Below are 24,125 nucleotides of genomic sequence, written 5' to 3' on the forward strand. Positions count from 1 at the left end.
AATTTTTATATTTTCTTCCTTAATATATCCATCTCTTCTAAATCAAGGTCAACCTTCACAATTATATTTGGATTTGCCGTTTCTATTATCTTTTCTTCCTGACCTTTTCTCATTTTTATCATTTCTGGCATTATAATTTTTATAGGATTACCTGTAGGCTTTATAATTTCAACTTCTTCGCCTGTGGAAATTTTACTTCTTATTTCCAGAATGCTTTTTCCATCGCGACTTTTTCCAATTGATTTTGCAACAATTTCATGAGTTTTATTGTATGATGATGAATCATAATTCTGTCCATCTACACCTGGATTTCCAAAGTAAAATCCTTTTGTATATTTTCTATTACTTACAGAATTGAGATATTCCATCCATTCTGGTTTATATTTATAATTTCCAGAATAGTATAAATCAATTGCTTCTCTATAAACCTTTGTTACTATGGCGCCATAATATATGCCTTTCATTCTACCTTCAATCTTTAAACTATCAATACCTGTGTCTAAAATCTGGTCTATAAATTCTATAGTACAAAGATCTCTGGAATTCATTATAAAGGTTCCTCTTTCATCTTCAAAAATTGGATAATATTCACCTGGACGTGTTTCTTCAACTAAATTATACTTCCATCTACATGGTTGAGCGCATGCACCACGATTCGCATCTCTTCCCGTTAAATAGTTACTCAACAAACATCTTCCGGAAATAGACATACACATAGCGCCGTGGATAAATACTTCTAATTCCACATCGGGAACTTTATCTCTAATTTCTCTAATTTCTTTTAATGATAATTCTCTTGCTAAAATAATTCTTTTTGCTCCCATTTCTTTCCAGACTTTTACACTCATCCAATTTGTATTGCTTGCTTGAGTACTTACGTTGATTTCTAAATTTGTATTATCTCTTACAATTTTAAAAACGCCTAAATCAGCAACAATAACAGCATCAACTCCAGCTGACTCAAGAAATTTTGCATAATCAGCAACTTTTTCTATTTCATTGTTATGAGCGATTATATTTAGAGTAACATATATTTTTTTTCCAAGTGAATGTGCATAATTTACAGCTTCAATAATTTCATCATTTGAAAAATTCCCTGCCAATGCTCTTAAATTGAAAAATTTTCCGCCAAGGTATGCAGCATCTGCACCGTAGCGGAAAACCATTTTTAATTTTTCCATATTACCAGCAGGGGAAAGTAATTCAACCTTTTTCATTATCTTTCCTCCCGTTTGTTTTTAATTAATTTCAATTAATTCAATTTCAAATGTTAAATCTTTTCCAGCAAGTGGATGGTTTGTATCCATTTTTACTATTTCATCAGTAACTTCAAGGATTTTTGCTAAAAATACATTTCCTGTAGAATCACCTAATTGTACAGTTTGTCCCAATGCTTCATCAATATTTGATGGGAAGTTCTGTTTTGGTAATTCAAATACTTTTTCCTCAGAATATTCACCATATGCTTCTTTCGATGGGATAGTTATAGTCTTTTTTTCACCGATTTCCATACCTATGATTGCTTCTTCAAAACCAGGTATTACCTGTCCTGTTCCCAGTGTGAATTCTAAAGGTTCTCTTCCATTTGATGTATCAAAAACACTTCCGTCATTTAATGTTCCTGTATAATGTACTTTTACAGTATTACCTTTTTCCGCTTTCATAATTATTCCGCCTTTCTCTTTTTTTCTTTTGCTTTTGAAATAATAGGTTTTCTACCTCTCTTTTTCTTTTTAAATGCTTGTAATATGATTTCTGCTTCTTCAAAAGGTACAGTCATAAATGAAAATTTGTCAAGTATTTTTACATCTTTTAAATATATGTTTTGTATATTTGTATATTCTCTTATCATATTTTTTAGTTTTTCTATAGTTAAATCATCTTCTCTTCCAAGAGCTACAAATAATCGTGTTTTTCCTTTTTTATCAATAGATGATACTTCTTTTATTTCTCTATAATTTCTTTCATCTAATTCATCCTGAAATGCATATTTTAATACTGCAGCTAAAACTTCTTCAGGGTTATTATTTTCAAGCATTTCTCTGGATAAAGAAAGGTAATTATTATATGCATTATGCTCTAAGATACTGTTTATTTCACTTTTAATTCTAAGTTTTTTTGTTTCAATTACATCTTTTATTTTTGGTATTGGTTTCTTTTTAATGTTGCTTTTTGAAATACGTTTAATAAATAATAATTTTCTGTATTCTTCTGGAGTTACAAACGTAATAGCTGTTCCCTCTTTTCCAGCTCTTCCAGTTCTTCCTATTCTGTGAACATATGATTCTGGATTTTGAGGCAATGAGTAGTTTATAACATGAGTTAAATCATTTATATCTATACCTCTTGCGGCAACATCCGTTGCAACCAATATATTTGCTCTTTTAGATTTGAATTTTTTTAATATACGTTCTCTTTGATATTGAGAGAGATCACCGTGTAATGCTTCGGCATTATATCCTCTGTCGATAAGTCTATTTGATACTGTATCTACATCTACCTTTGTTCTACAAAACACTAGTCCGTAAAAATTTGGTTCAATATCAATTATTCTGCATAATGCTTCAAATTTATCCTGTTCAGAAACTTCAAAGTATATCTGTTCGGTTAATTCAGTAGTTAATTGCTCAGGTTTTACAGATATTATTTTATAATTTTTCATATGTCTTTTAGCTAATGAGATAATTCTTGACGGCATTGTAGCAGAGAAAAGTAATATTTGTCTATTTTCAGGAGCTTTTGATAAAATTTCTTCAACATCATCTATGAATCCCATATCTAACATTTCATCAGCTTCATCAAGAATAAAATATTTCACATAGCTTAAATCCAAAGTTTTTCTTTTAATATGATCCAAAACCCTTCCTGGAGTTCCAACTACAATATCGATGCCTTTTCTCAACCTATTAATTTGATTTTCTATAGATTGCCCACCATAAATAGGAAATACAGTTAGTTTATTATTTCCTTTTAATGAATTAATTTCTTCAGCGACTTGAACCGCTAATTCCCTTGTTGGGGTTAATATTATAGCTTTTACTTTTTTAGAAGGTTTTAATTTTTCTATTAAAGGCAGTCCAAATGCAGCGGTTTTTCCAGTTCCAGTTTGTGCTTGGCCAATAATATCCACATCCTGTTTTAATAATAATGGTATTACTTTTTCCTGAATAGGAGTAGGTTCTTCAAAACCTTTCTTTTTTAACGCTTTTAATGTTCCTTCAGATAATCCTAATTCTCTAAACTTTTCTAATTTTACCATTTTCTACCTCTTTCCACAATAAATTTTTCAGGTATTCCAATGCAAGGATATACCCATCGAGTCCTAACCCTGCTATTTGTCCATCACATACAGGGGCTATTACACTGTATTTTCTAAATTCCTCTCTTTTATATATATTAGAAATATGCAATTCAATTTTTGGTATGTTTAAAATTTCCAGAGCATCTCTAATTGCATAACTATAATGTGTATAAGCTCCTGCGTTGATAATTAACCCTTTGAAATCCTCTTTTTGAAGACGGTTGATTATATCTCCTTCAACATTTGATTGGAAAATTTCGATATTTATCCCATTTTTTTTTGACCAGAGATTTATTTTATCAATTAAATCTTCATAAGTGAATCTACCATATATATTGTTCGGGCGTTTCCCTAACATATTAAGGTTAGGACCATTAACTATTAATATCATATCATAAATCCCCCTTAAAATTTTTTATAATTTTTATTCTTAACTCAAACTTTCCAGTATTGTTACTACAAATAATTTAAAATATCTATTTTTTTTAATTCAACATTTCCCACAGTATTAATTATTGGAATTGTAATTTGATTTTTGGATATTATTTTTTTATCATGTAAAATAAATTTTTTTAATTTATTTATATTAATATTCATATTATAAATATTTTCCGGGATAATTTCTTCAAGAAAATCCAGGATTAGTTTTTTATCCTTTATATTAGGTCCAAATAATTCAATTTCTTTCTTTATTCCCCATCCTACAGCCAAACCATGTGATATACCTGTAATACTTTCAAACGCATGACCAAATGTATGTCCTAAATTCAAAATTTTTCTTATATTATCATCGAAAGGATCTTTTGATACAATTGACAATTTTGTTTTTACAGAAAATTTTATAATATCCATGATTATATTTAAGTCTCTTTTTTTTATTTTTTTTATATTATCTAAAAATAAAGATATATTTCCATCTATAATCGCTAATTTGAATGCTTCAATTATTCCTTCATAATAATTTTCGTTTTTTTGAGATATAACAGTTAGTGGATCTATAATTACTTTATCGGGGACTTTAAATGTACCTATAATATTTTTTATATCTTCAAAATTTATAGCATTTTTTCCACCAAGAGCAGCATCTACTTGGGATAAAAGCGTTGTTGGATAAAATATTGTTTTTATTCCTCTTTTGAATGTACTGCCTATAAATCCTATTAAATCTGTAACTGTTCCTCCGCCAACTCCGTATATAGCATCTTTTTTGTTTATATTATTTTTAATTAAATACATGTATATTTTTTTTACATTTTCAATGTTCTTGATTTTTTCGCCATTTTCCAAAATATACGGATTAATAAAATTATTTCCATATATTTTATTCACAATTTCACTTGTAAAAATGTTTTTTTTATCTTTTAAATCTTCAATTCCCTTAACTTTAAAAATTATTTCTTGAAAATCATTAACTATTTCTGAAGATTTTTTTTCGCAGATTTCATACAATATTTTTGCTGTAGATTCATAAATATCGAAATCTTTTAAATCAATTTTTTTAAAATTTTCATATAATTCTTTTCTTTTATTCCATATATCATATAATTTATATTTTCCATTTTTTAATAATGGTCTATTTTCTGTATCTATTCTTTTTAATAATATTTCAATTGGCACATACAAAAAAAGAGTTTTATGTTTTTTCAATATTTCTCTGTTTTCTTTTTTTAAGATTATGCCGCCACCTGTAGAAATAATGGCATCTTCATTTTCAGTTTTTTTCAATATTTTAGTTTCCACATCTCTGAAATATTCTTCACCTTTTTGAAGAAATATATGCTGGATTTTTTTTCTTTCAAGTTTTTCTATTTCTGTATCTATATCTATAAACTTTTTATCTAAAATATTGCTTAAAATCTTACCAAGGGTCGTTTTTCCAGTTCCCATCATTCCAATTAAATAAATTGGCATTATTATACCTCCTGATTATATCATTTACATTATCATTGCCGAATCTATCTAAAATACTTTCCATTAATATTAGAGATAAAGCATTCTCGAATATTACAATACTTGCTGGGACAACAGTAACATCAGATCTAATATAAGGAGCCTTTGTCTCCTGTATATATTCCAGATCTATGGAATTTAATGGTTCTCTGAGTGTGGGTATTGGTTTTAAAAATACTGTTATTTCAATGTTTTCACCATTGGTAAAGCCAGCCTCTATTCCACCGGCGTTATTGCTTTTTCTTCTTATTTTGTTGTTTTCAATATAGAACTCATCGTGATATTCTTTTCCAGATAGAGAGAAATCCGTATTTCCTATAATTACTCCTTTCACTGAAGGAATAGCCATAAACAGTTTTCCAATTTTTGAATCCAACCTTTCAAATATTGATGAATATCCTCCAATTCCAGGTTTGACATTTTTAGCAATCACTTTTATCGAACCGCCAAGAGTATTACCAGATTTTTTCATTTTGTCTATGTATTTTTTTATATTATTGGAAATTTTTCCATCTTCTGTTTTTAATTCCCCTATTTTTTCTATATAAGCTGAAATTTTTATATTCAAATTATCCAGAAATTGTCTGGCAATATTACCTATTGCAGTTAAAACTACTGTCCATCTTGCACTGTTTCTTTCAGTATATATATTTAAATCCGGAAGTTTATATTTCATATATGCACTATAATCACCATGTCCTGGTCTTGGTACTTTTCGAATATTTTTTTCAGTATTTTTTCCTTTATTTTTTATTAATATTGTTAATGGAGCGCCAGTTGTATATCCTTTCCATATCCCTGATATTATATTAACTTCATCCCTTTCAATTTTCATTCTTTCTCCACGTCCATATCCATTTTGACGTTTTTTTAAATCAGTATTTATCTTATCCATATCTATTTTTAATCCTGCTGGTATTCCAATAAGAGTTCCTATCATAAATTCTCCGTGGGAATCTCCAGAAATTATAAAATTCAATATCATCGCTCCTTTAAAGATATTTATTTTATTAAATTATATCATATATTACATTAAACAGATAAAACAAACTTTTTTCTGAAGAGAATTTAATTGTATTAATATTAAAAAAAAAGGTTCTGAATGAACTTAAATAATTGTATTTGTTTTTAATGACAAATAAATTGAAAAAATAGAACTATGAAAAATTTTTCAAAAATGATATAGTATATTGGAATAAATTATGGAGGTGACATATTGTGGAATTTTTTAAAATAGACAAAATTCCTGAGGATTATGATTTTTTAGACATTATGGTAATCGATATATATGGAAAAATGAAACATGTAACTTTACCTAAAAGTTATGTAAGTGAAAAAATTTTCAAAGAAGGTATAGGGTTTGATGCTTCAAATTTTGGTTTCGCAAAGGTTACTGATTCTGATATGGTTGCTATTCCAGATAAGACAAATATGTATTTAGAAATAAATAATAATATGAAAATTGTTCATGTTTTATCGGATGTAATAAGTCCTTCTACTGGAGAGTATTTTGATCAATATCCTAGGAGTATAGCAAAAGAAACTTTAAAATATCTTAAAGATTCAAGAATAGCTGATGATGCAAAAATGCTTGTTGAACTTGAATTTCATATATTTGATGGTGTTGAGTATAATACTTCATCAACAAAATCATATTATAGTGTTGAAAGTTCTGAAGGATTAGGAAATAGCCAATATTATCCAAGAGCAAATGGTTCATCATATCATTTAAATGAGCCATATGATATACATTTTCAATTAAGAAACGAAATTGTTAAAACTTTAGAAAATGCAGGTATTCCTGTGAAATATCATCATCATGAAGTTGGAATGTCACAACACGAAATAGAATTGAATTTTATGAGTTTAGTTGATGCAGCTGATAGTGTAACACTTACAAAATATTTAATAAGACGAATTGCAAATGAGTATGGACTTTTTGTAACATTTATGCCTAAACCATTATATAATATGCCTGGAAATGGTATGCATGTGCATCAATTTTTAGAAAAAGAGGGAAAAAGTTTATTTGTAGGAGATGAATTATATAATTTAAGTGATTTAGCTTTGAAATATACAGCAGGTGTTTTAAAACATAGTTTAACTGGGTCGTTGTTATCCTGGTCTAATCCAAGTACAAATTCATATAAAAGGCTTGTTCCGGGATTTGAAGCACCTATTTCTGCATCGTTCTCAAAAGGAAGTAGAAGTGCAGCTATTAGAATTCCGGGATATTTAAGCAAAGCAGATACGAGAATTGAATTCAGAACAGGTGATGCTACAGCAAATATATATTTTTTCCTCTCTGCAATGGTTTTAGCCGGAGTGAATGGAATTGAAAATAATCTTGATCCGGTAGATTTGGGATTTCATTCTAAAGGTGAAAACGATAAAGAATTTCCATTAAATTTAAAGGATGTTGTAAAAGGCCTTGAAAAAGATAAAGAATATTTAAAAACATTTCCAAATTCATTGATAAACAAATGGATAGAAACAAAAATAAAAGAAGCTAATATGATTTATTCAATACCTGTCCCTAAAGAATTTGAATTATATTTTGAATTATAGATTACAACAACAGCAGGATTTTCTCCTGCTGTTGTTGTTAGATATATCTATTTTAATGTACATGTTCAGAACTAAGGAATTAGATAAGTGATATCTATTCAAAAAGAAACGACTAAATACATTATATATCTTTCAATTTATTTAATATTTTTTATCTGTGCTAAAGATTACTTTTTCTAGTTCTCCTTCAATATTATTAAGATACCAATTCATTTTTAGCAAATCTTCATCTAAGATACTTTCGTCTTTATCCACTATTATTTTATTATTATTATTTATTATTGGGCCGCTAAATATATCAAAATTATTATTTTTAATTAACTCTTCCATTGCTTCAACTATTCTTAAAGTTTGGCCTGGAATTAATTTACTATTTTTATATAATTTTACAACACCTTTATTCATACCATACCAATATTTTTTTAAATCTTCCAGATTTTTTGAAGTAGTAACAGACCATTTGTTTTCAAGAAGCCTTCCTACTATTTTTTTATAAAATCTTCCCCATTCCCAGTAGGCTGATGCTATATATGTTTTTGATGTAAGATTGTCGGATATTACATTATATCCAATACTCAAAATATTTTTTTTATCTGCTATTTTTTGTGGCACTAATGAATCCATATTGGTTACCAGTATATCTATATCTTCATTAATCAACTCATTAGTTTTTTGAATTTCAATATCATGATCCATCCATTTTTTTGTCCATTTGATTAAAATTTTTGCATAAGGGTTTACAACTTTAACACCAAGGGCAAAAGCATTTAAACTTCTGACAAAAAGTGGTAGTGGATAAGGTGCGATATATCCTATTTTATTTTTTTTCGTTATTGCACCAGCAATTAATCCCGTTAAAAATTTCGGTTGATATATTCTTCCAAAATAGACAGACAAATTTCTATAACTCTTATATCCTGCACAATTTAAAAATTTTATATTTGGAAATTCTATAGCTGCTTTGTATGTTGAATCCATATAATCATAACTTGTTGTTATAATTAGATTATATTCCTGATTGATTAAATCTTTAATTAAATTATAAGATTCCTCTTTTTTTACATTTTCAACGAAATAGGTGGAGATTTTATCTCCAAATTTATTTTCGATATATATTCTTCCATTTTCATGTGATTGAACCCATGTGCTTTCATTAATATAGTTTCTATAAATAAAAGCTATTTTTAATTGCTTTTCTGTTGGGATTTTTATTAAAGATGTAAAAACTTCCTGTAATATATTTTTTCTTTCTTCAATATAGATATTTTCCAGTTCTTTTATTAACATCCTGATTTTTGGTTTTAAATTCTTATGCATTAAATTTTTTTCTATTCCATATTTTTTTAGATAAAACAAAAATGCTTCACCAGTTGTTATAGGTAATTTTTCACCATTTAATTCATGATATATTTTTCTAAAATCCCAATATATTGATTTTTCAAGAAAGTTAAAAAATTCTTTTGGATTTTCATTATTTTTTTCAACGTAATCAATTAATATTTTTTCTAATTCTTTAAATCCTCCTTCTCTTTTAAACCAGATCATGTTTATTTTAGTTTTTTCATAAAATTCAAGAAATTCATAATATATTCTTATATTTATATCCATTTCATCATATTTAGGGATTAGTCTTTTAACATTAGCCATTATTGATGGAGAATCTAGATATTTTAAAACACTTGTTCTTTTATTTCCTTCCATTACATAAAATTTATTTAAATATTCATAAGCTACAATAGCATCCCTAATTCCTTCTTCCTGTTGTGCCTCAAATAAATTCATCCATTTTATAGCAAACTCACTATCTTCTTCTAAAAGAGGCATAAAGTTTTTTGCAAATGCACTCTTTCTCGAAGCATAATATGTACCTTTTATTTTTTTTATAGGTATTTCTATTACTCCTAAAGAATTTTCACTAATAATATTTTTATCCTTTATTATTTCTTCTAAAGCAGGTAGATATCCATCTTTCCCTCTGCTTTGCCAGTATAATACTTCTCTTTCGGCCATTTTTTTTGCAATTTTATATTCTTTTGAACTATCAAACCTCATATTGTTCATATTTCCCTCTCCTAAAAATCAAAATAAATTTCTTTAAATTTTATCTTCCCCTCTTCACCCGAAATTTCTAAAACCTTCTTATTTTTTTCATCATATTTTATATATTTATATGGAACAGCATTTAAAAGATAGGAAATATTATTTTTATAATGAATAATAAAATTTAAATTTTGATCTGTATATCTTGGATGTATATGGCCATAAAACCATATTTTAGGGAAATATTTTTTATATATTAAAGCCATAATCTTTGAACCTTTATGATATGAACTGATTTCTTTTTCAAACATATTTTCAATTCCTGGAGGAGAATGAGTTATTAAAATGTCCAATTGTTTGATAAGATTTAATCTTTTTTTTCGAGATAATATTTTTTTGAAATTTTTTACATCTTTTTCTGTAAAATGAAAAGGCTTTTTCCCATATGAAAAAGCTCCAGAAAAACCTGCTATATAGATATTTGACTCTATATTTAATACTCTTTTCAAATTTTCAATTTTTTCATGTATTATTATTAAGCCTTTATATGTTTTTGAATATCCTGAAAGTTCTACATCAAATAAGTTTTTAAAATATTTTTTGTCATGATTTCCATAAATCATATAACTTATTTTGGGATTTAATGTATTTAATAAGTAATCAAGATAACCTGGCGATAAATCTCCACAGCACAATAATACATCACATTTCTTAATTTTTTTAGGTAAATATCCTCTTTCTTCATCTGATACTGCTACTATTTCAAGCATATTATCTTCCTTCCAATTTTTTTATTATTATACCAAAAAAAGATTAAAAACAAATAGAATATATTTTTTGATTTAAATCTAAAATAATATAAACCTAAAAACTTTTATAACACTATTTGTTGATTTTATGTAACATTTTAACATTGTTGACAAATATTGTTGTTTTCTGTTGTTTATGGTAAATATAATACGTTTTTACCCCTACCTACCACGGGTATTATTTCTTTTTTATTTCTTTTTTATTTTCATTATTTTAACTATTTTGGATTATAAAAAGAAAAATATCAAACATGTAATTTTTTTTTAGCTTAAAAATGGATAGAATTTGTTATAATTAAACTGGTAATAAATTGTGAAAATAAAAACAAAAGGAGGAATGTTTTATGAAGAAAATTTTTGTGGTTGTTTTAGCTCTATTATCTATTTCGTTATATGCAGGTATGTTTGGTTATGGCCAAGGTGGAGAAGTAAATGTATATACAAGTAGACATTATGATACAGATCAGAAATTATATGATGAATTTACAAAATTAACAGGAATTAAAGTAAATGTAATTAAAGCTGGAGAAGATGAATTAATTGAAAGAATAAAAAATGAGGGTAGTGACACAAGAGCGGATTTATTTATAACTGCTGATGTAGGAAGGCTGCACAGAGCAAAAGTTTTAGGATTATTACAACCTATCGTTACAGATGTGTTAATAAAAAATATACCGAATAATCTAAGAGATAGAGAAAATTACTGGTATGCTTTAACTGTAAGAGCAAGAGTTTTAGCTTATTCACCCAAAAGAGTAGATATATCGAAGATAAAAACATATGAGGATTTAATTAATCCTGAATGGAAAGGAAGAATTGTTGTCAGATCTTCTTCTAATATATATAATCAATCTTTAATAGCTTCATTTGTTGCAATATATGGTGAAGAATGGGCTTTAAATTGGGCAAAAGGTATTGTTAATAATATGGCTAGAAAGCCTCAAGGGAATGATAGGGCACAGGTTATAGCTGTTGCATCTGGTGAAGGGGATATTGCAATAGTAAATACATATTATATAGGGAAGATGTTAAATTCGTCCGATAAACAACAGGTAGCAGCGGCTAAAAAAATAAAAATATTTTTTCCTGAAAGAACTCATATAAATGTAAGTGGTGCTGGTATTGTAAAATACTCAAAAAACCGAGAAAATGCAATTAAACTTTTGGAATTTTTAACAAGTAAAGAAGCACAGGGTGAATTTGCTAAAGCAAATTATGAGTATCCTGCAAATCCAGAAGTTGAACCATCTGAATTATTAAAATCATGGGGAAATTTTACTTCTCAAGGAATAGACTTAACACTATTAGGTGAGTATAATTCTAAAGCTGTTGAAATAATGGATAAAGCTGGTTGGAAATAATAGAACCAATAGGAGGATATATGAAAAAAACAACTTATATTATATTATTTTTAATTTCAGTACCTATTTTTGTTGTTTTATACAATTTAATAATTCCTTCTAATAAGAATTGGACGCATATTTATAATTATTTGTTAAAAGATTATGTTCTAAATTCATTAAAACTTATTATAGGGACAGGATTTTTATCAGCGGTATTAGGTATCTCAAGTGCATGGTTTGTTAGTTATTACGAATTTCCTTTTAGAAAACAATTTGAGTGGTTGCTAATATTACCATTAACTATTCCTCCGTTTATAGGTGCATATGTATATGCAGGTATGATTAGCTATACTGGTTCATTACAGACATTTTTAATGAAGTATACGGAATTTAACGGGAAATCGTATTTATTTAATATTATGTCAGTTTCAGGATCGGTATTTATATTTTCAATGTTTTTATTTCCATATGTTTATTTAACAGTAAAATCTTTTTTTTCAAAACAAATACATAATATTATAGAAGTTTCTTATTCTTTGGGGAAGGGAACTTTAGAGACATTTTTTAAAATTGTTTTGCCATTGGCTAGACCCGCTATAGTGGGCGGGACTAGTCTTGTATTAATGGAAGTATTAAATGATTATGGTGTTGTGAAATATTACGGAATTCCAACTTTTAGCACGGGAATTTTTAAAGCATGGTTTTCTCTAGGCGATATTAATACAGCAATAAAATTATCAGCTATTTTATTATTATTTGTTTTTAGTATTTTATATTTTGAAAAAATTTTAAGGCAAAATAAATCATATGCTACTAAAAAAAACAAACCAATAAAAAGAAGAAAATTAAAAGGTATTAAATTATATCTAATTTTTTCTTATATGACAGCTTTGTTTTTATTATCCTTTTTGTTTCCAGTATTGCAATTAATACAATGGTCTATATTTTCGTTTAAAAATACCAATATAAAATTTATTGAATTAACTTTTAATTCAATACTTATAGCCATGATATCTTCAATTGTTATAATAATTCTGGCTCTTATAATTTCAGATACTATCCGATTTAGTGGAAAAAATACAGTTATTTTGTCAAAAATAGCTACAATGGGTTATTCTATACCTGGTGCAGTTATTGCTGTTGGTGTAATGATAATTTTCATAAACTTAGATAAAACTTTATCCTCTTTATATGCATTTTTAGGTATTAAATCAAGATTAGTATTAACTTCTTCAATATTAATGCTTATTTATGCATATATTGTTCGTTTTTTAAATATAGCTTATAGTCCTATTGATAGTAATTTTGAAAAAACTGGAAAATCCTATCATGAAGCTTCCAGAAGTTTGGGGAAATCATTTTTTATTACATTTTTAAAGATCGATATTCCAATTATAAAACCTGCTATTATTAGTGCTTTTATTTTTTCGTTTATTGAAATAATAAAAGAATTACCTTTGACTTTAATTCTTAGACCTTTTAATTTTGATACATTAGCTACAAAAGTTTTTGAATATGCAAATGATGAAATGATACATGAAGCTTCTGTAGCATCTTTAACGATAATATCAATAATTTTTATTTTTATACTAATTTTAAGAAAAATAACAGGAGATGGTAAATAATGTTTTTATATATAGAAGATATCTGGTTTAAATATGATAAAGATTTTGTATTGAAAGGAATAGATTTTCAAATTAAAAAAGGGGAAACAGTTGCTATTGTTGGTGAAAGTGGAAGCGGTAAAAGTACTATACTTAGAATAATTGCAGGATTTGAAAGGCCGCAAAAAGGTATTATTAGATTGGAAAATCGAATTTTAACTTCAAAACAGCATTTTGTTTTTCCAGAAAAAAGAAATATAGGGTTTGTATTTCAAGATTATGCATTATTTCCGCATATGACAGTAAAACAAAATATAGAATTTGCAAAAAAAAATAAAACAAAGGAAATGTTGCAATTAGTCAATTTAAAAGGATACGAAAATAGATATCCTCATGAATTAAGTGGCGGGCAACAGCAAAGAGTTGCATTGGCAAGAACACTTGCAACAAACCCAAAATTATTGCTTTTAGATGAACCTTTTAGTAATTTGGATGAAAATTTAAAAGATAGAATCAGAATGGAATTAAAAAAAATTCTGAATAAAGCAGGTATTACAACAATTTTAGTTACTCATGATAAAAACGATGCTATTACTCTGTCAGATGAAATTATTATTATCGAAAAGGGAAAAATTAAATATATTGGGAAAACAGAAGAAGTATATGATCAAAATTATGTAAATTAAAGTGAATAAAAATAATCCCCTGGTTCAGGGGATTATTTTTACTCTACAGAATTAATAATTTCCATTATTTTATCTTTCATTAATTTTAATTTCTCTTTTGATTTATTTTCATCTTTATCCTTAGAGTAAATATAAATCTTTAATTTAGGCTCTGTTCCAGATGGTCTAACCGCATACCATGAGCCATCATCGAAGAAAAATCTTAATACATTTGATTTTGGAACATCTGTTTCATTTATTTCATTTGTGGTTAAGTTCATATCTTTTTTTTCTAAATAATCAATGTATCTTATAAGTTTCATATTGCCAATTTCTTTCGGAAATTCTTTTCTGTATACTTCCATAATCTTTTTCATCTTTGCCATACCTTCTAACCCTTCGATGATAATTGAAAAATTATTTTCAAAATAATAACCTATTTCATTATATAAATCATATAGTACATCTATTAGTGTTTTTCCTTGTTTTTTATAATATGCAGCAGCTTCTGAAACAAACATAGAAGAGATAACGCCATCTTTATCTCTTACGAACGTGCCTGTTACATATCCTATGCTTTCTTCATACCCGAATTCGAAATCATATTTTCCTTCTAATTCATTTTCTAATCCACAGATATTTTTAAATCCTGTTAATGTTTCAAATGTAATTACACCATATTTTTCAGCTAATTCCTTTCCTAAATCACCCGTAACTATTGATTTTATAATCATTCCTTTTTCAGATAATGTTCCTTTTTCTTTTCTTCCTTCAATAATATATTTTATTAATATAGCTCCAGTTTGATTTCCGTTTAAAGGCACATATTCTCCTTTATGTTTTACCATTACAGCAGTTCTATCACAATCTGGATCGGTTGCTATTATTACATCAGCATCTTTATTTTCAGCCAATTTTTTTGCATATTCAAAAGCTTTTATATCTTCAGGATTAGGATATCCGACGGTTTTAAAATCTGGATCCGGATTTTCTTGTTCAGGTACAACAAATATATTTTTAAAACCCCTTTCAGCCAGTACTCTTCTAACTGGTTTATTTCCGGTACCATTAAGAGGTGTATATACAATTTTAACATCTTTATCAATATCATCTCTTATTGCTAATCCTTTTACTTTTTCTATATATTCATCTTCAATATCTTTACCAACATATTCTAATAAACCTTTTTCAAGAGCTTCGCTTTCAGAAATTTTCTTAATCATTGAGAAATCTGTTAATTTTTTGATATTTTCCATTACCGGGATAGCCACATCATCCAATATTTGAGAACCTTGTTCCCAGTAAACTTTATAACCGTTATAATTTTTTGGATTATGGCTTGCTGTAATTACTATACCAGCAGCAGTATTTAATCTTCTAACAGAGAATGAAAGTAAAGGTGTCGGTGCGATATGATCAAACAAGTAAGTTTTTATTCCATTAGCTGCTAAAATAAGTGCAGCTGTTTTGGCGAATAATTCCGAGTTATGTCTAACATCATATGCTATAACAACTCCACGTTTCACATATTCTTCACCTTTTGAAATAATGAAATCTGCCAATCCCTGTGTTGCTTTACCCACTGTATAAATATTCATTCTATTTGTTCCTGCACCTAATATACCTCTTAATCCAGCAGTACCAAATTCTAATTCTTTATAAAATCTTTCCATAATCTCCTTTTCATTTTCTCTTATTGATAATAATTCTTTTTTAGTTTCTTCATCCACATGGGGGCTGTTTAACCATTCTTCGTATACTTTCATGTAATCCATCATCATCACTCCTTTATCATTTTCTTATCCTCCACCAAGTAGCGGTAATATTTGTAATTCTCCATCTTTTATTTTTTTATCCATTGAGATAAATTCATTGTTATAAAGAAATTTAACTCTCATTGTAATATAACTTTCTTGACCATTCAGATTTACATATAATTTCAATACCATATGATCTTTTTCTTTTTTTATTATTTCAAATTTTGATTTAATCTTATTTCCAATTATTTTTAATAATTCTTCTAGTTCTTTTTCCTGTTCAATATCCAAGTTTATTGATTTTTTGTCAAGAATTGCTCTTAAATTACTCATAAATTTTATTTTCAGCATTTCTTCACTTCCTCATCATAATCACTTTTACCCTAACATCAAATTATACCACAAAAAATATATCATAAAATGATATATTTTTTAACTTTATTTATTTTTTGACTTAATATTTTTACTTAAAGTTTTTTATCTAAATTTTTCTTCATTTCATACATTTTTTCATCAGCTCTTTTTAAAGATTCTATATATGATTCTCCACAGAATTCAGAAAGTCCGTATGAAATAGAAACATCAAAAGAATAATTATTTTCTTTTATTTTTTCAATAATTATTTTCATTTTTTTCTTAATATTTTCAATTGTAGCATCAGGAAATATTAATAAAAATTCATCACCGCCAAATCGTACAGCTATATCCATTGACCTTATATTATTTAAAAAGACATTGGCAACAAATTTTAATACATTATCTCCTGTTAAATGACCATATGTGTCATTTATATTTTTAAAATTATTTATATCTATCATTGCCAATATGGATTTTTTATCATTTCTTTTAAGATATTCAGCATGTTTTAATATCCATTCATTAAAATAATATCTTGAATATAGTTGAGTTAAGGTATCTTTAGTTAGTAAATCTTTATAATGATTATTTTCTTCATTATATTTTTTTAATATATATTGATATCTAACAATGAAATCTATATGTTCTGCTATAGATTCTATTAATTTTTTATCCGTTTCCGAATAGGAGTCTATTCCTTTTTTCCCAAATGAAAATAATCCGTGAATATTTTTTTCAAATCTATATGGAAATAAATATAAGGTTAAATCTTTATACGAATTATCCATTTCATATATATTTATAATGCTTTTATATTCATCTTTTGAAAAATTTGATAAGTCTTGAATATATAATTTTTTTAAATTATTGTTAAAAAAATACCATGGAATACCTTTTTGTTTTTCGTAAATAGTTGTTTCAATTTTTTTATTTTCAAAATAAATTGTTACTTTAGCACTTTTTTTATCTTTTGAAAAAATATTAAAAGCAAATAAGTCTACGAGATCAACTTTTCTTAAATAGTTAAATATACTTTCCATTATTCCAGGCAAATTAAAATTTTCAGTATATGTTAAATTTCTTAAATTATCCAGAATTTCAATTTTTTGATTCATTTGATGTATCATCTTATCTTTTTTATAAATTTCAGTTATATTATGAAAAATCTGCAAAATTATTTTTTTTCCAAAAAAAGTAATTTTCATTGAAAAAATTTTATAAATTTCATTATTAATTTTTTTTATAAAATTCAAATAAACTTTTTCTTTTTCTGTTGATAATATTTGTATCATTTGTAATTTTTCTTTCTTGTCAAAAAATGTAATGTAATCATCCACTGTAATTATTTTCTTTTTCAGTATTTTTTCAATTTCTGAAGAATAATAATATATTTTATCAAAGTCATATATTATTATAATAAATGGCAAATTATTAAGAACTATAAAAATATTTTTAATAGTTCTCCTAAGATTATATTTACTTATAATGATAAGAAATATACTTAATAATAAAAAAAATAAAATACTATATATCATTTTTTCCTCCAATATAAGGAATTGTCAATTTTTCAAAAGGATTTTCTTTAAATATTAAAAATTGTTTTTCTCTATCAAATCCATCAATAAATTCAGGGAAATATGTTAAATTATAAATAATATAATTTAATGGAAGTCCTAGATTATTTAAAATTCGAGCATCTCTAATCCAATCTGGCATCTCAACTGGTGCATCAGATGAAAAGAACATAGGTATTTTTTCATTATATAAATCTTTAAATCTATATGTTAATTTTTTTCTCTTTCCTAATCTGCTTTCCAATATTTCTTTATCTGAGTCGGAAAATTGTGGTTGCATATCCAATATTAATTTGTGCTTTTTAATCATTTTTATTTGTTCGTCATGTAAGATAGAAGCATGAATTATTCTATGAAAATTGTTTGGTTTTAAATCATTAAAAGATTCTAAAATTATATCAACAGCTTTATCTCCTATTGCATGCATACACAAATGAAGATTATGATTTTCACAAAATTCAATAACTTTTTTTAATTCCTCTTTATGCCATAATATAGAACCATTTTCTTTACTATCATTATATTTTTCTCTTAAAAATGCTGTTCTTCCTCCAAAGGAGCCATCCATATATAATTTCACGCTTTTAAATTTCTCAAAATATTTTAAATTATAATAATTTCGCAATTCATCAAAATTATTAATTGCAACTTTTTCTAAAATTTTCATTTCATTATTAAAAGGTAAATTTTCTTTTTTTATACCGTGCAAATCATCAGAATGAACATATCCGTAACCTTTTGATTGCAAATATTTTGTGGCTTTTTTATAAGCTCCTTTAATATCTGAAAAGTATCCATATATTTCATAAAATTTTTCAAGAGCTTTTTCTTTTATAATCTTATTTTTGAAATCTATATATTTATTATCAATTTCTTTTGATAATTTTTCTAAAATAATAGAATTAACAATAGCAATATGCCCACATCTTCTAATCAAAATTATAGGAATGTTTTTAGAAATTAGATCTAAATCCATTTTTAAATTACTCCATCCTCTTAATATAACTTTATCTTCCCCTTTGTTTAACTTGTCTATAATAATTTTTTGTATTTGCTCAGTATTTAATTTTTCAAGATCTGGATTTAATAATTTTTCACCAAAACCCAATATATGCATATGAGTATCTGTTATTAACGGGGTTATATATTTTTTCACATTATGTTTTGTATTTTTAAAAATAAAATTTCCGTTTTTTGTTAAATAATACACAATAACACCTCTTTTGAATATTATTGTAATTTAATATTAAAGTATTAATAATCATTCGCTATATTAATATTATACCATAAAAATTAATTTCGATAAAACGCTAAATTTTATAAAGTTATTTTGTAATATTTTGGTTGCCTGTTTTAAATAATAATGAAAAATTCTCATTATATTGAAGGTTTATTATATATCAGCAATTCATTTGATAAAACTTAAATTGGGGTGACATTATGACTATCCATTCTATTCTTGTTTTATTTATTGTAACTTTGGCTTATCTTTACATTATTTTTGGTCGGAAAAATAAACCTGCTATAGTGTTTAGCTTGGCTTTAATAATCTCGGCATTGAGGTTGGTAAATGGTTTAGACACAGAAAATTTCAGCCATGTTGTTGATATTGACACTTTAGGATTATTAACTGGAATGATGATGATAGTTGCTTTTTTGAGTAAATCTGGATTTTTTGAATATTTTTCAATAAAAATAATAAAACTAGGTGGAAAGCGTTTTTTTCTAACTGTTACGTTATTGATGATAATAGTTGCTCTCACATCCGCTTTTTTAGACAATGTTGTAACTATATTGGTTATGGCACCTATGATTTTTTTAATTTCTGATATGCTTGAGATAAATCCAATACCTTTAATAACTTTAACTATATTAATGGATAATATTGGTGGAGCTGCAACTTTAATCGGAAGTCCTTTAAATCTTGTAATAGGTTCTATTAGCGGATATTCTTTTAATGATTTTATAATAAAAATGGGGCCTGTTTCTATTTTAGCATTTATTGGGGTATTGATATATTTCAAAAAACATTTAACTATTGATGAAAAAGCATTGAAAAATATAGAAAAGTTAAAATTAATGGATGAAAATAAGGCTATTACAGATAAAAAGATGATGATATTTTCTTTGCTGGATTTTATAATTGTTATTATTCTATTTATCCTTCATACATCGTTGAATCTTGAATTAGCTGTTATTGCGCTTTTGGGTGGCTCCATACTTGTTTTTAAATTTTCTGGAGGTTATGAGGATATTGCTAAAGATATAGATTGGGATATGTTATTTTTCTTTGCTGGATTATATATGACATCATATGCGCTCGAAGAAATAGGTTTTACTGAAAAAATTGCAAACTTATTTATACCTCTAGAAGGAAATATGTTATTATTGTTGGGTATTTTTTATTTAATATCAATAATAACCATTCCTATATTGAACAATGTTCCATCTGCTTTAATTTTAGCTCCGGTTATTAAAATACTTGTTTCGCAGGGTATAAATCCTATATTGTGGTGGACTTTTGCAATTGGGGCCAATTTTGCAACGAGTTTAACTCCGCTTGGTGCAGTACAAAATATTGTGGCCGTAAATTATCTTGAAAAAAATCTTGGAAGAAGATTTGGTTTTATCGAATATATGAAATGGAAAATAGTGCCCGTATTAATTTCTTTAATTATTGGATTATTATATATTGGGTATTTATTATATATATAAAAACATGAATTGGATATCCAATTCATGTTTTTGTTAAAATGTATTCTATATAATTACGATATCCAAAAAGTCAAATTCACTCAGACAGCTCAATTTATTATTATTATTTATTTACTTTAAATATCATATTATTATTTTTTGATTTTCCCATATTAAATGTTCCTCCTAACGCTAGGACAGTTGCTAATTCTACCGGAAGACCAACTTCAATGATTTTTTCCACAGTTTTCTTTACATCATATTTTACCTTTATGAATTCGTAATTATATATGCCATTATTTATTTCTAATATTAAATATGTTGCCAAAGGAGAACCATCCTTTGTTCTACCAATACTTCCGGGATTCAATATAGCTTTACCTTTTATATGTTTTGACATGATCAAATGTGTATGTCCAGTAATAATAATATCAGCATTTGTTTTATTAAAAATTTCTTTTAACCTTAAAATATCTATATCAGGTTTTATATATTCAAATAAATGATTTAACGGACTGCCATGAACTAATAATAAATTAATTCCTTCAATTTTTAATTCGATTTTAGAAGATAATGATTTCAAATATTCCTTATTTTTTTTTGTTGTATTTTTTATTGTCCAGTTGATGGATTCATCTCCAACCTCCGTTTCTCTACCGGGATTATAAGCACAACCACAACTTTCTTTTTCATATCCAATTGCATTGTCGTAATTGCCCATAACACTTTCTATCTTTTCTTTTTTTATAATATCAATAACTTCATTTGGATTTGGGCCATATCCTACTAAATCTCCTAAACAATATATTTTTTCTATTTCTCTTTTCTTTATATCTTTTAAAACGGCGTTTAAAGCTTCTAAATTGGCATGAATATCTGAAATAAAAGCTAATTTCATATTATACCTCCTTTAAATTTATTTGACATCTTCCTGGAATACTTTTATATTTTTTTAGTTTAATTAAATCAGATTTAAAAGGTTCTAAATATTGTATTTCTTTCATTAGTTCATTCATAAATGGGTGTTTATCAAAATTCTCTTTATTAATTTTATAATATGTCCAATATGAACTTTTTCTACTTGATACTAAGTCGAGTAGCATTATTTTTTTTAAATGTTTTGAAATATTGGATTGAGAAATATTTAAAACTTCTTCTAAATCACAATTACAATGCTCACCCTGGAATAATATGTTTAATATTCTCAGTCGTGTTTCATCAGAAAAAATTTTTATCATTTCAACAAATTTATTCATATTAACCTCCTTTTATATTACTATATGTTCATATAGGCATATGATATAATTTTTCTATGAAGAAAATATTGAATTTATATTAAAATTTTAGAAAGATGAAATTATTTTTTTATATTGTGTATATTCTATAGAGTGCATTCTATAAAAATTTTTTTATTTAATATTTAATCTTTTCGTAAAATAAAATTTCTGTATAAAAGGTAAAATATTTGCGATAAAAAACGCAAAGGGGTGGATTAAATGTATGATGTTGTTGTAGTTGGTGGAGGACCTGGCGGATATGTTGCAGCTATTAGATTATCTCAACTTGGCAAAAAAGTTGCTTTAATTGAAAAGGAACATCTTGGAGGAACATGTACAAACAAAGGTTGTATTCCAACCAAAGCCTTACTTACAGCCACTCATTTGTATACAGATATTATTACTAAATCTAAAAAATTTGGTATAAAGGTTGAAAATATTTCATATGAATTGTCTGGAATTCTAAAACATATGAATAAATCGATAGTTATGTCACGAAAAGGAATAGAATATTTGATGAAAAAAAATAATATTGATGTATTTAATGGAACTGGAATAATTATAGATAAAAATCATATAAAAGTAAATGATAAAATTTTAGAAAGCAAAAATTTAATTTTAGCTCATGGTTCAATTCCGGCAGTATTTCCTCCTTTTGATAAAATCGATGGAATATGGACAAGTGATGATGTATTTACTATGAAGGAAATACCTGAAAGTATAGTGATAATTGGCGGGGGAGTTATAGGTGTGGAATTTGCCACATTTTTTTCAGCACTGGGTAAAAAAGTTTTTTTAATTGAATTAGCCGACCATATTTTACCTTTTGAAGATGAAGACGTTGCTAAAGAAATAAAAAAAGCTTTAATTAAAAAAGGTGTAAAAATTTATGAAAAAACTAGAGTGAAAAATGTTATAAAGGGTGATTTTTATACTGTTGTTGCAGAGTCTGAGAATAGTGAAATCGAAATATCTTCTGAAAAAATATTATTGGCAGTAGGAAGAAAACCATATATTCCACAAGATGTTAAGGAGTTAGGTGTAGAGATAGAAAAAGGTGTTGTTACGGATGATTCAATGAAAACTAATATAGATAATGTTTATGCAATTGGAGATATAAGAGCAAAAATAATGCTTGCTCATGTGGCAATGTTTGAAGGTATTGTTGCAGCACATAATATTGCTGGTGAAAGTATGAAAATGGATTATTCCGCAGTTCCGTCTATTATATTTTCTACACCAGAAGTTGCTTCAACAGGTTTAAAGGAAAAGGATCTGGATCCTGAAAAAATTATTATTGGTAAATTTCCTGTTTCAGCCAATGGTAGAGCAAGAACAATGGAAGAAAGAGAAGGATTTGCTAAGATTATAGCAGATAGAAAAACAAAAAAGGTTTTAGGTTTTACAATAATTTCACCATCAGCAACAGATATGATAATGGAAGGAGTTTTAGCTGTTAAATACGGGCTTACTATTGATGAGATCTCAAATTCAATTCATCCTCATCCTACATTAACAGAAACAATATTAGGTGCATTTGAAGATACGGAAAATTTAGCAATACATATATAAAAAATAAGAAAATGTAAAATTTCTATGAAAATACAATACGTATAAAAATAAATTTTGGCATAAAAAAGAAGGCTTAAAGCCTTCTTTTTTGTTAGAAAATATGACATTTTTTATCATAATCGCCTTTAATTGTTTTTTAACAGTATTAATCCATAAATATACATAATTCTTTTCTCATTTGTTAACAATTAAAGGAGTATAATCTTAATAGAAGATATTTAATTTGAATTTTTTAGTCTTTAGTGGAGGTGATTTTATATGGATTCTCCAAATAGTATTATAAACAAAATTGTTAATGCAGAACTTAATATGCAGGAGAAATTAAAAAATGCTGAAAAAGAATTAAAAGATGAATTAAGAAAAAAAATTCTTGAACTGGAAAATCAAAAAAAGGAAAAGTATATTATAATCGAAAAAAATGCTGAAAAAATTATTCAAAATGCTGAGGAATCAGCACAAAAGATTTTTTCGAAATCTGAAAAAGAAATATTATTATTAAAAGAAAAATTCAAATTATTGGAAAAAGATATTGATAATTTTGCCTCAAACGTTTTGGAAAAAATAATTTCTTAAATGATATAAGAATAAAAAAGCAAATTCATAATTGGAGATGA

Annotated in this window: 21 protein-coding genes; 7 read left to right on the forward strand and 14 right to left on the reverse strand. The window is 26.3% G+C overall.

From position 1 onward, the window contains the following. Window positions 1–5: 5 nt before the first annotated feature. The 6 genes from X275_RS01720 to X275_RS01745 form a co-directional block, all read right to left on the reverse strand. A complete protein-coding gene (locus X275_RS01720; protein ID WP_047267242.1) occupies window positions 6–1,217 on the reverse strand; it encodes a peptidase U32 family protein in 1,212 nt (403 codons plus the stop codon). A gap of 21 nt (window positions 1,218–1,238) precedes the next feature. After that, window positions 1,239–1,664: an FKBP-type peptidyl-prolyl cis-trans isomerase gene (locus tag X275_RS01725; RefSeq protein WP_047267243.1), complete on the reverse strand. Its 426-nt coding sequence runs from the start codon at window positions 1,662–1,664 to the stop codon at window positions 1,239–1,241. Window positions 1,665–1,666: 2 nt separating this feature from the next. After that, window positions 1,667–3,259 carry a DEAD/DEAH box helicase gene (locus X275_RS01730; RefSeq protein ID WP_047267244.1) on the reverse strand — a complete coding sequence of 531 codons (1,593 nt, stop codon included), beginning with the start codon at window positions 3,257–3,259 and terminating at the stop codon, window positions 1,667–1,669. Next, window positions 3,237–3,692, reverse strand: a complete 456-nt coding sequence (aroQ, locus tag X275_RS01735) for a type II 3-dehydroquinate dehydratase (RefSeq protein ID WP_047267245.1) — start codon at window positions 3,690–3,692, stop codon at window positions 3,237–3,239. The genes X275_RS01730 and aroQ overlap by 23 nt, the downstream gene beginning before the upstream one ends. Window positions 3,693–3,757: 65 nt before the next feature. Further along, window positions 3,758–5,212, reverse strand: a complete 1,455-nt coding sequence (locus X275_RS01740) for a shikimate kinase (RefSeq protein ID WP_047267246.1) — start codon at window positions 5,210–5,212, stop codon at window positions 3,758–3,760. Further along, a complete protein-coding gene (locus tag X275_RS01745) occupies window positions 5,160–6,230 on the reverse strand; it encodes a chorismate synthase (RefSeq protein ID WP_052913515.1) in 1,071 nt (356 codons plus the stop codon). The genes X275_RS01740 and X275_RS01745 overlap by 53 nt, the downstream gene beginning before the upstream one ends. A gap of 239 nt (window positions 6,231–6,469) precedes the next feature. Here X275_RS01745 and X275_RS01750 point away from each other — a divergent pair, with 239 nt between their 5' ends. After that, a complete protein-coding gene (locus X275_RS01750; RefSeq protein ID WP_231588273.1) occupies window positions 6,470–7,819 on the forward strand; it encodes a glutamine synthetase beta-grasp domain-containing protein in 1,350 nt (449 codons plus the stop codon). A 141-nt stretch (window positions 7,820–7,960) separates the two neighbouring features. Here the strand turns inward: X275_RS01750 and X275_RS01755 are convergent, their stop codons facing one another. Both X275_RS01755 and X275_RS01760 read right to left on the reverse strand, forming a co-directional pair. Beyond that, window positions 7,961–9,880, reverse strand: a complete 1,920-nt coding sequence (locus X275_RS01755) for a BMP family ABC transporter substrate-binding protein (protein ID WP_052913517.1) — start codon at window positions 9,878–9,880, stop codon at window positions 7,961–7,963. Between the two features lie 11 nt (window positions 9,881–9,891). After that, window positions 9,892–10,629 (reverse strand): metallophosphoesterase family protein, encoded by a 738-nt coding sequence (locus X275_RS01760; protein ID WP_047267248.1) that lies wholly within the window; start codon window positions 10,627–10,629, stop codon window positions 9,892–9,894. Window positions 10,630–11,012: 383 nt separating this feature from the next. Between X275_RS01760 and X275_RS01765 the strand changes: the two genes are divergently transcribed. From X275_RS01765 to X275_RS01775, 3 genes are read left to right on the forward strand one after another with little or no spacing between them, the layout of a single operon-like run. Continuing rightward, window positions 11,013–12,029, forward strand: a complete 1,017-nt coding sequence (locus tag X275_RS01765; protein WP_047266414.1) for a Fe(3+) ABC transporter substrate-binding protein — start codon at window positions 11,013–11,015, stop codon at window positions 12,027–12,029. 20 nt (window positions 12,030–12,049) lie between these two features. Beyond that, a complete protein-coding gene (locus tag X275_RS01770) occupies window positions 12,050–13,636 on the forward strand; it encodes an ABC transporter permease (RefSeq protein ID WP_047266467.1) in 1,587 nt (528 codons plus the stop codon). Next, window positions 13,636–14,301: an ABC transporter ATP-binding protein gene (locus X275_RS01775; RefSeq protein WP_047267249.1), complete on the forward strand. Its 666-nt coding sequence runs from the start codon at window positions 13,636–13,638 to the stop codon at window positions 14,299–14,301. The genes X275_RS01770 and X275_RS01775 overlap by 1 nt, the downstream gene beginning before the upstream one ends. 38 nt (window positions 14,302–14,339) lie before the next feature. On the opposite strand, the gene X275_RS01780 is transcribed toward X275_RS01775, so the two are convergent. From X275_RS01780 to X275_RS01795, 4 genes are all read right to left on the reverse strand, one after another. Then, window positions 14,340–16,055 carry a phospho-sugar mutase gene (locus tag X275_RS01780; RefSeq protein WP_047267250.1) on the reverse strand — a complete coding sequence of 572 codons (1,716 nt, stop codon included), beginning with the start codon at window positions 16,053–16,055 and terminating at the stop codon, window positions 14,340–14,342. Between the two features lie 24 nt (window positions 16,056–16,079). Next, the gene (locus X275_RS01785) at window positions 16,080–16,388 is read right to left on the reverse strand and encodes a hypothetical protein (protein WP_047267251.1); all 309 of its coding nucleotides are present in this window, start codon (window positions 16,386–16,388) and stop codon (window positions 16,080–16,082) included. A 116-nt stretch (window positions 16,389–16,504) separates the two neighbouring features. Further along, complete coding sequence (locus X275_RS10965) at window positions 16,505–17,929, reverse strand: GGDEF domain-containing protein (protein ID WP_052913519.1); 1,425 nt, start codon at window positions 17,927–17,929, stop codon at window positions 16,505–16,507. Beyond that, window positions 17,919–19,178: an amidohydrolase family protein gene (locus X275_RS01795; protein WP_047267252.1), complete on the reverse strand. Its 1,260-nt coding sequence runs from the start codon at window positions 19,176–19,178 to the stop codon at window positions 17,919–17,921. The genes X275_RS10965 and X275_RS01795 overlap by 11 nt, the downstream gene beginning before the upstream one ends. 230 nt (window positions 19,179–19,408) lie before the next feature. Between X275_RS01795 and X275_RS01800 the strand changes: the two genes are divergently transcribed. Then, window positions 19,409–20,683 (forward strand): SLC13 family permease, encoded by a 1,275-nt coding sequence (locus X275_RS01800; RefSeq protein ID WP_047267253.1) that lies wholly within the window; start codon window positions 19,409–19,411, stop codon window positions 20,681–20,683. 103 nt (window positions 20,684–20,786) lie between these two features. Here X275_RS01800 and X275_RS01805 read toward each other — a convergent pair whose 3' ends face one another. Both X275_RS01805 and X275_RS01810 read right to left on the reverse strand, forming a co-directional pair. After that, window positions 20,787–21,560, reverse strand: coding sequence for a metallophosphoesterase family protein (locus tag X275_RS01805; protein ID WP_047267254.1), 774 nt, complete (start codon window positions 21,558–21,560; stop codon window positions 20,787–20,789). Window position 21,561: 1 nt separating this feature from the next. Then, window positions 21,562–21,918: an ArsR/SmtB family transcription factor gene (locus X275_RS01810; protein ID WP_047267255.1), complete on the reverse strand. Its 357-nt coding sequence runs from the start codon at window positions 21,916–21,918 to the stop codon at window positions 21,562–21,564. Window positions 21,919–22,158: 240 nt separating this feature from the next. On the opposite strand from X275_RS01810, the gene lpdA reads away from it, so the two are divergent. Further along, window positions 22,159–23,511 (forward strand): dihydrolipoyl dehydrogenase, encoded by a 1,353-nt coding sequence (gene lpdA / locus X275_RS01815; RefSeq protein ID WP_047267256.1) that lies wholly within the window; start codon window positions 22,159–22,161, stop codon window positions 23,509–23,511. Between the two features lie 258 nt (window positions 23,512–23,769). After that, window positions 23,770–24,084 (forward strand): hypothetical protein, encoded by a 315-nt coding sequence (locus X275_RS01820; protein WP_047267257.1) that lies wholly within the window; start codon window positions 23,770–23,772, stop codon window positions 24,082–24,084. The last annotated feature ends 41 nt before the right edge of the window (window positions 24,085–24,125 follow it).

Source organism: Marinitoga sp. 1197, assembly GCF_001021165.1.
In the GTDB taxonomy this organism is placed as follows: Bacteria; Thermotogota; Thermotogae; order Petrotogales; family Petrotogaceae; genus Marinitoga.

Excerpts from the sequence above, each read along its gene's own strand:
- X275_RS10965 (WP_052913519.1), bottom strand. The coding sequence starts at position 17,929 with ATGATATATAGTATTTTATTTTTTTTATTATTAAGTATATTTCTTATC.
- X275_RS01770 (WP_047266467.1), top strand. The coding sequence starts at position 12,050 with ATGAAAAAAACAACTTATATTATATTATTTTTAATTTCAGTACCTATT.
- X275_RS01755 (WP_052913517.1), bottom strand. The coding sequence starts at position 9,880 with ATGAACAATATGAGGTTTGATAGTTCAAAAGAATATAAAATTGCAAAA.
- X275_RS01805 (WP_047267254.1), bottom strand. The coding sequence starts at position 21,560 with ATGAAATTAGCTTTTATTTCAGATATTCATGCCAATTTAGAAGCTTTA.
- X275_RS01740 (WP_047267246.1), bottom strand. The coding sequence starts at position 5,212 with ATGCCAATTTATTTAATTGGAATGATGGGAACTGGAAAAACGACCCTT.
- X275_RS01775 (WP_047267249.1), top strand. The coding sequence starts at position 13,636 with ATGTTTTTATATATAGAAGATATCTGGTTTAAATATGATAAAGATTTT.
- X275_RS01780 (WP_047267250.1), bottom strand. The coding sequence starts at position 16,055 with ATGGATTACATGAAAGTATACGAAGAATGGTTAAACAGCCCCCATGTG.
- X275_RS01800 (WP_047267253.1), top strand. The coding sequence starts at position 19,409 with ATGACTATCCATTCTATTCTTGTTTTATTTATTGTAACTTTGGCTTAT.
- lpdA (WP_047267256.1), top strand. The coding sequence starts at position 22,159 with ATGTATGATGTTGTTGTAGTTGGTGGAGGACCTGGCGGATATGTTGCA.
- X275_RS01720 (WP_047267242.1), bottom strand. The coding sequence starts at position 1,217 with ATGAAAAAGGTTGAATTACTTTCCCCTGCTGGTAATATGGAAAAATTA.
- aroQ (WP_047267245.1), bottom strand. The coding sequence starts at position 3,692 with ATGATATTAATAGTTAATGGTCCTAACCTTAATATGTTAGGGAAACGC.
- X275_RS01820 (WP_047267257.1), top strand. The coding sequence starts at position 23,770 with ATGGATTCTCCAAATAGTATTATAAACAAAATTGTTAATGCAGAACTT.
- X275_RS01730 (WP_047267244.1), bottom strand. The coding sequence starts at position 3,259 with ATGGTAAAATTAGAAAAGTTTAGAGAATTAGGATTATCTGAAGGAACA.
- X275_RS01785 (WP_047267251.1), bottom strand. The coding sequence starts at position 16,388 with ATGCTGAAAATAAAATTTATGAGTAATTTAAGAGCAATTCTTGACAAA.
- X275_RS01765 (WP_047266414.1), top strand. The coding sequence starts at position 11,013 with ATGAAGAAAATTTTTGTGGTTGTTTTAGCTCTATTATCTATTTCGTTA.
- X275_RS01760 (WP_047267248.1), bottom strand. The coding sequence starts at position 10,629 with ATGCTTGAAATAGTAGCAGTATCAGATGAAGAAAGAGGATATTTACCT.
- X275_RS01810 (WP_047267255.1), bottom strand. The coding sequence starts at position 21,918 with ATGAATAAATTTGTTGAAATGATAAAAATTTTTTCTGATGAAACACGA.
- X275_RS01725 (WP_047267243.1), bottom strand. The coding sequence starts at position 1,664 with ATGAAAGCGGAAAAAGGTAATACTGTAAAAGTACATTATACAGGAACA.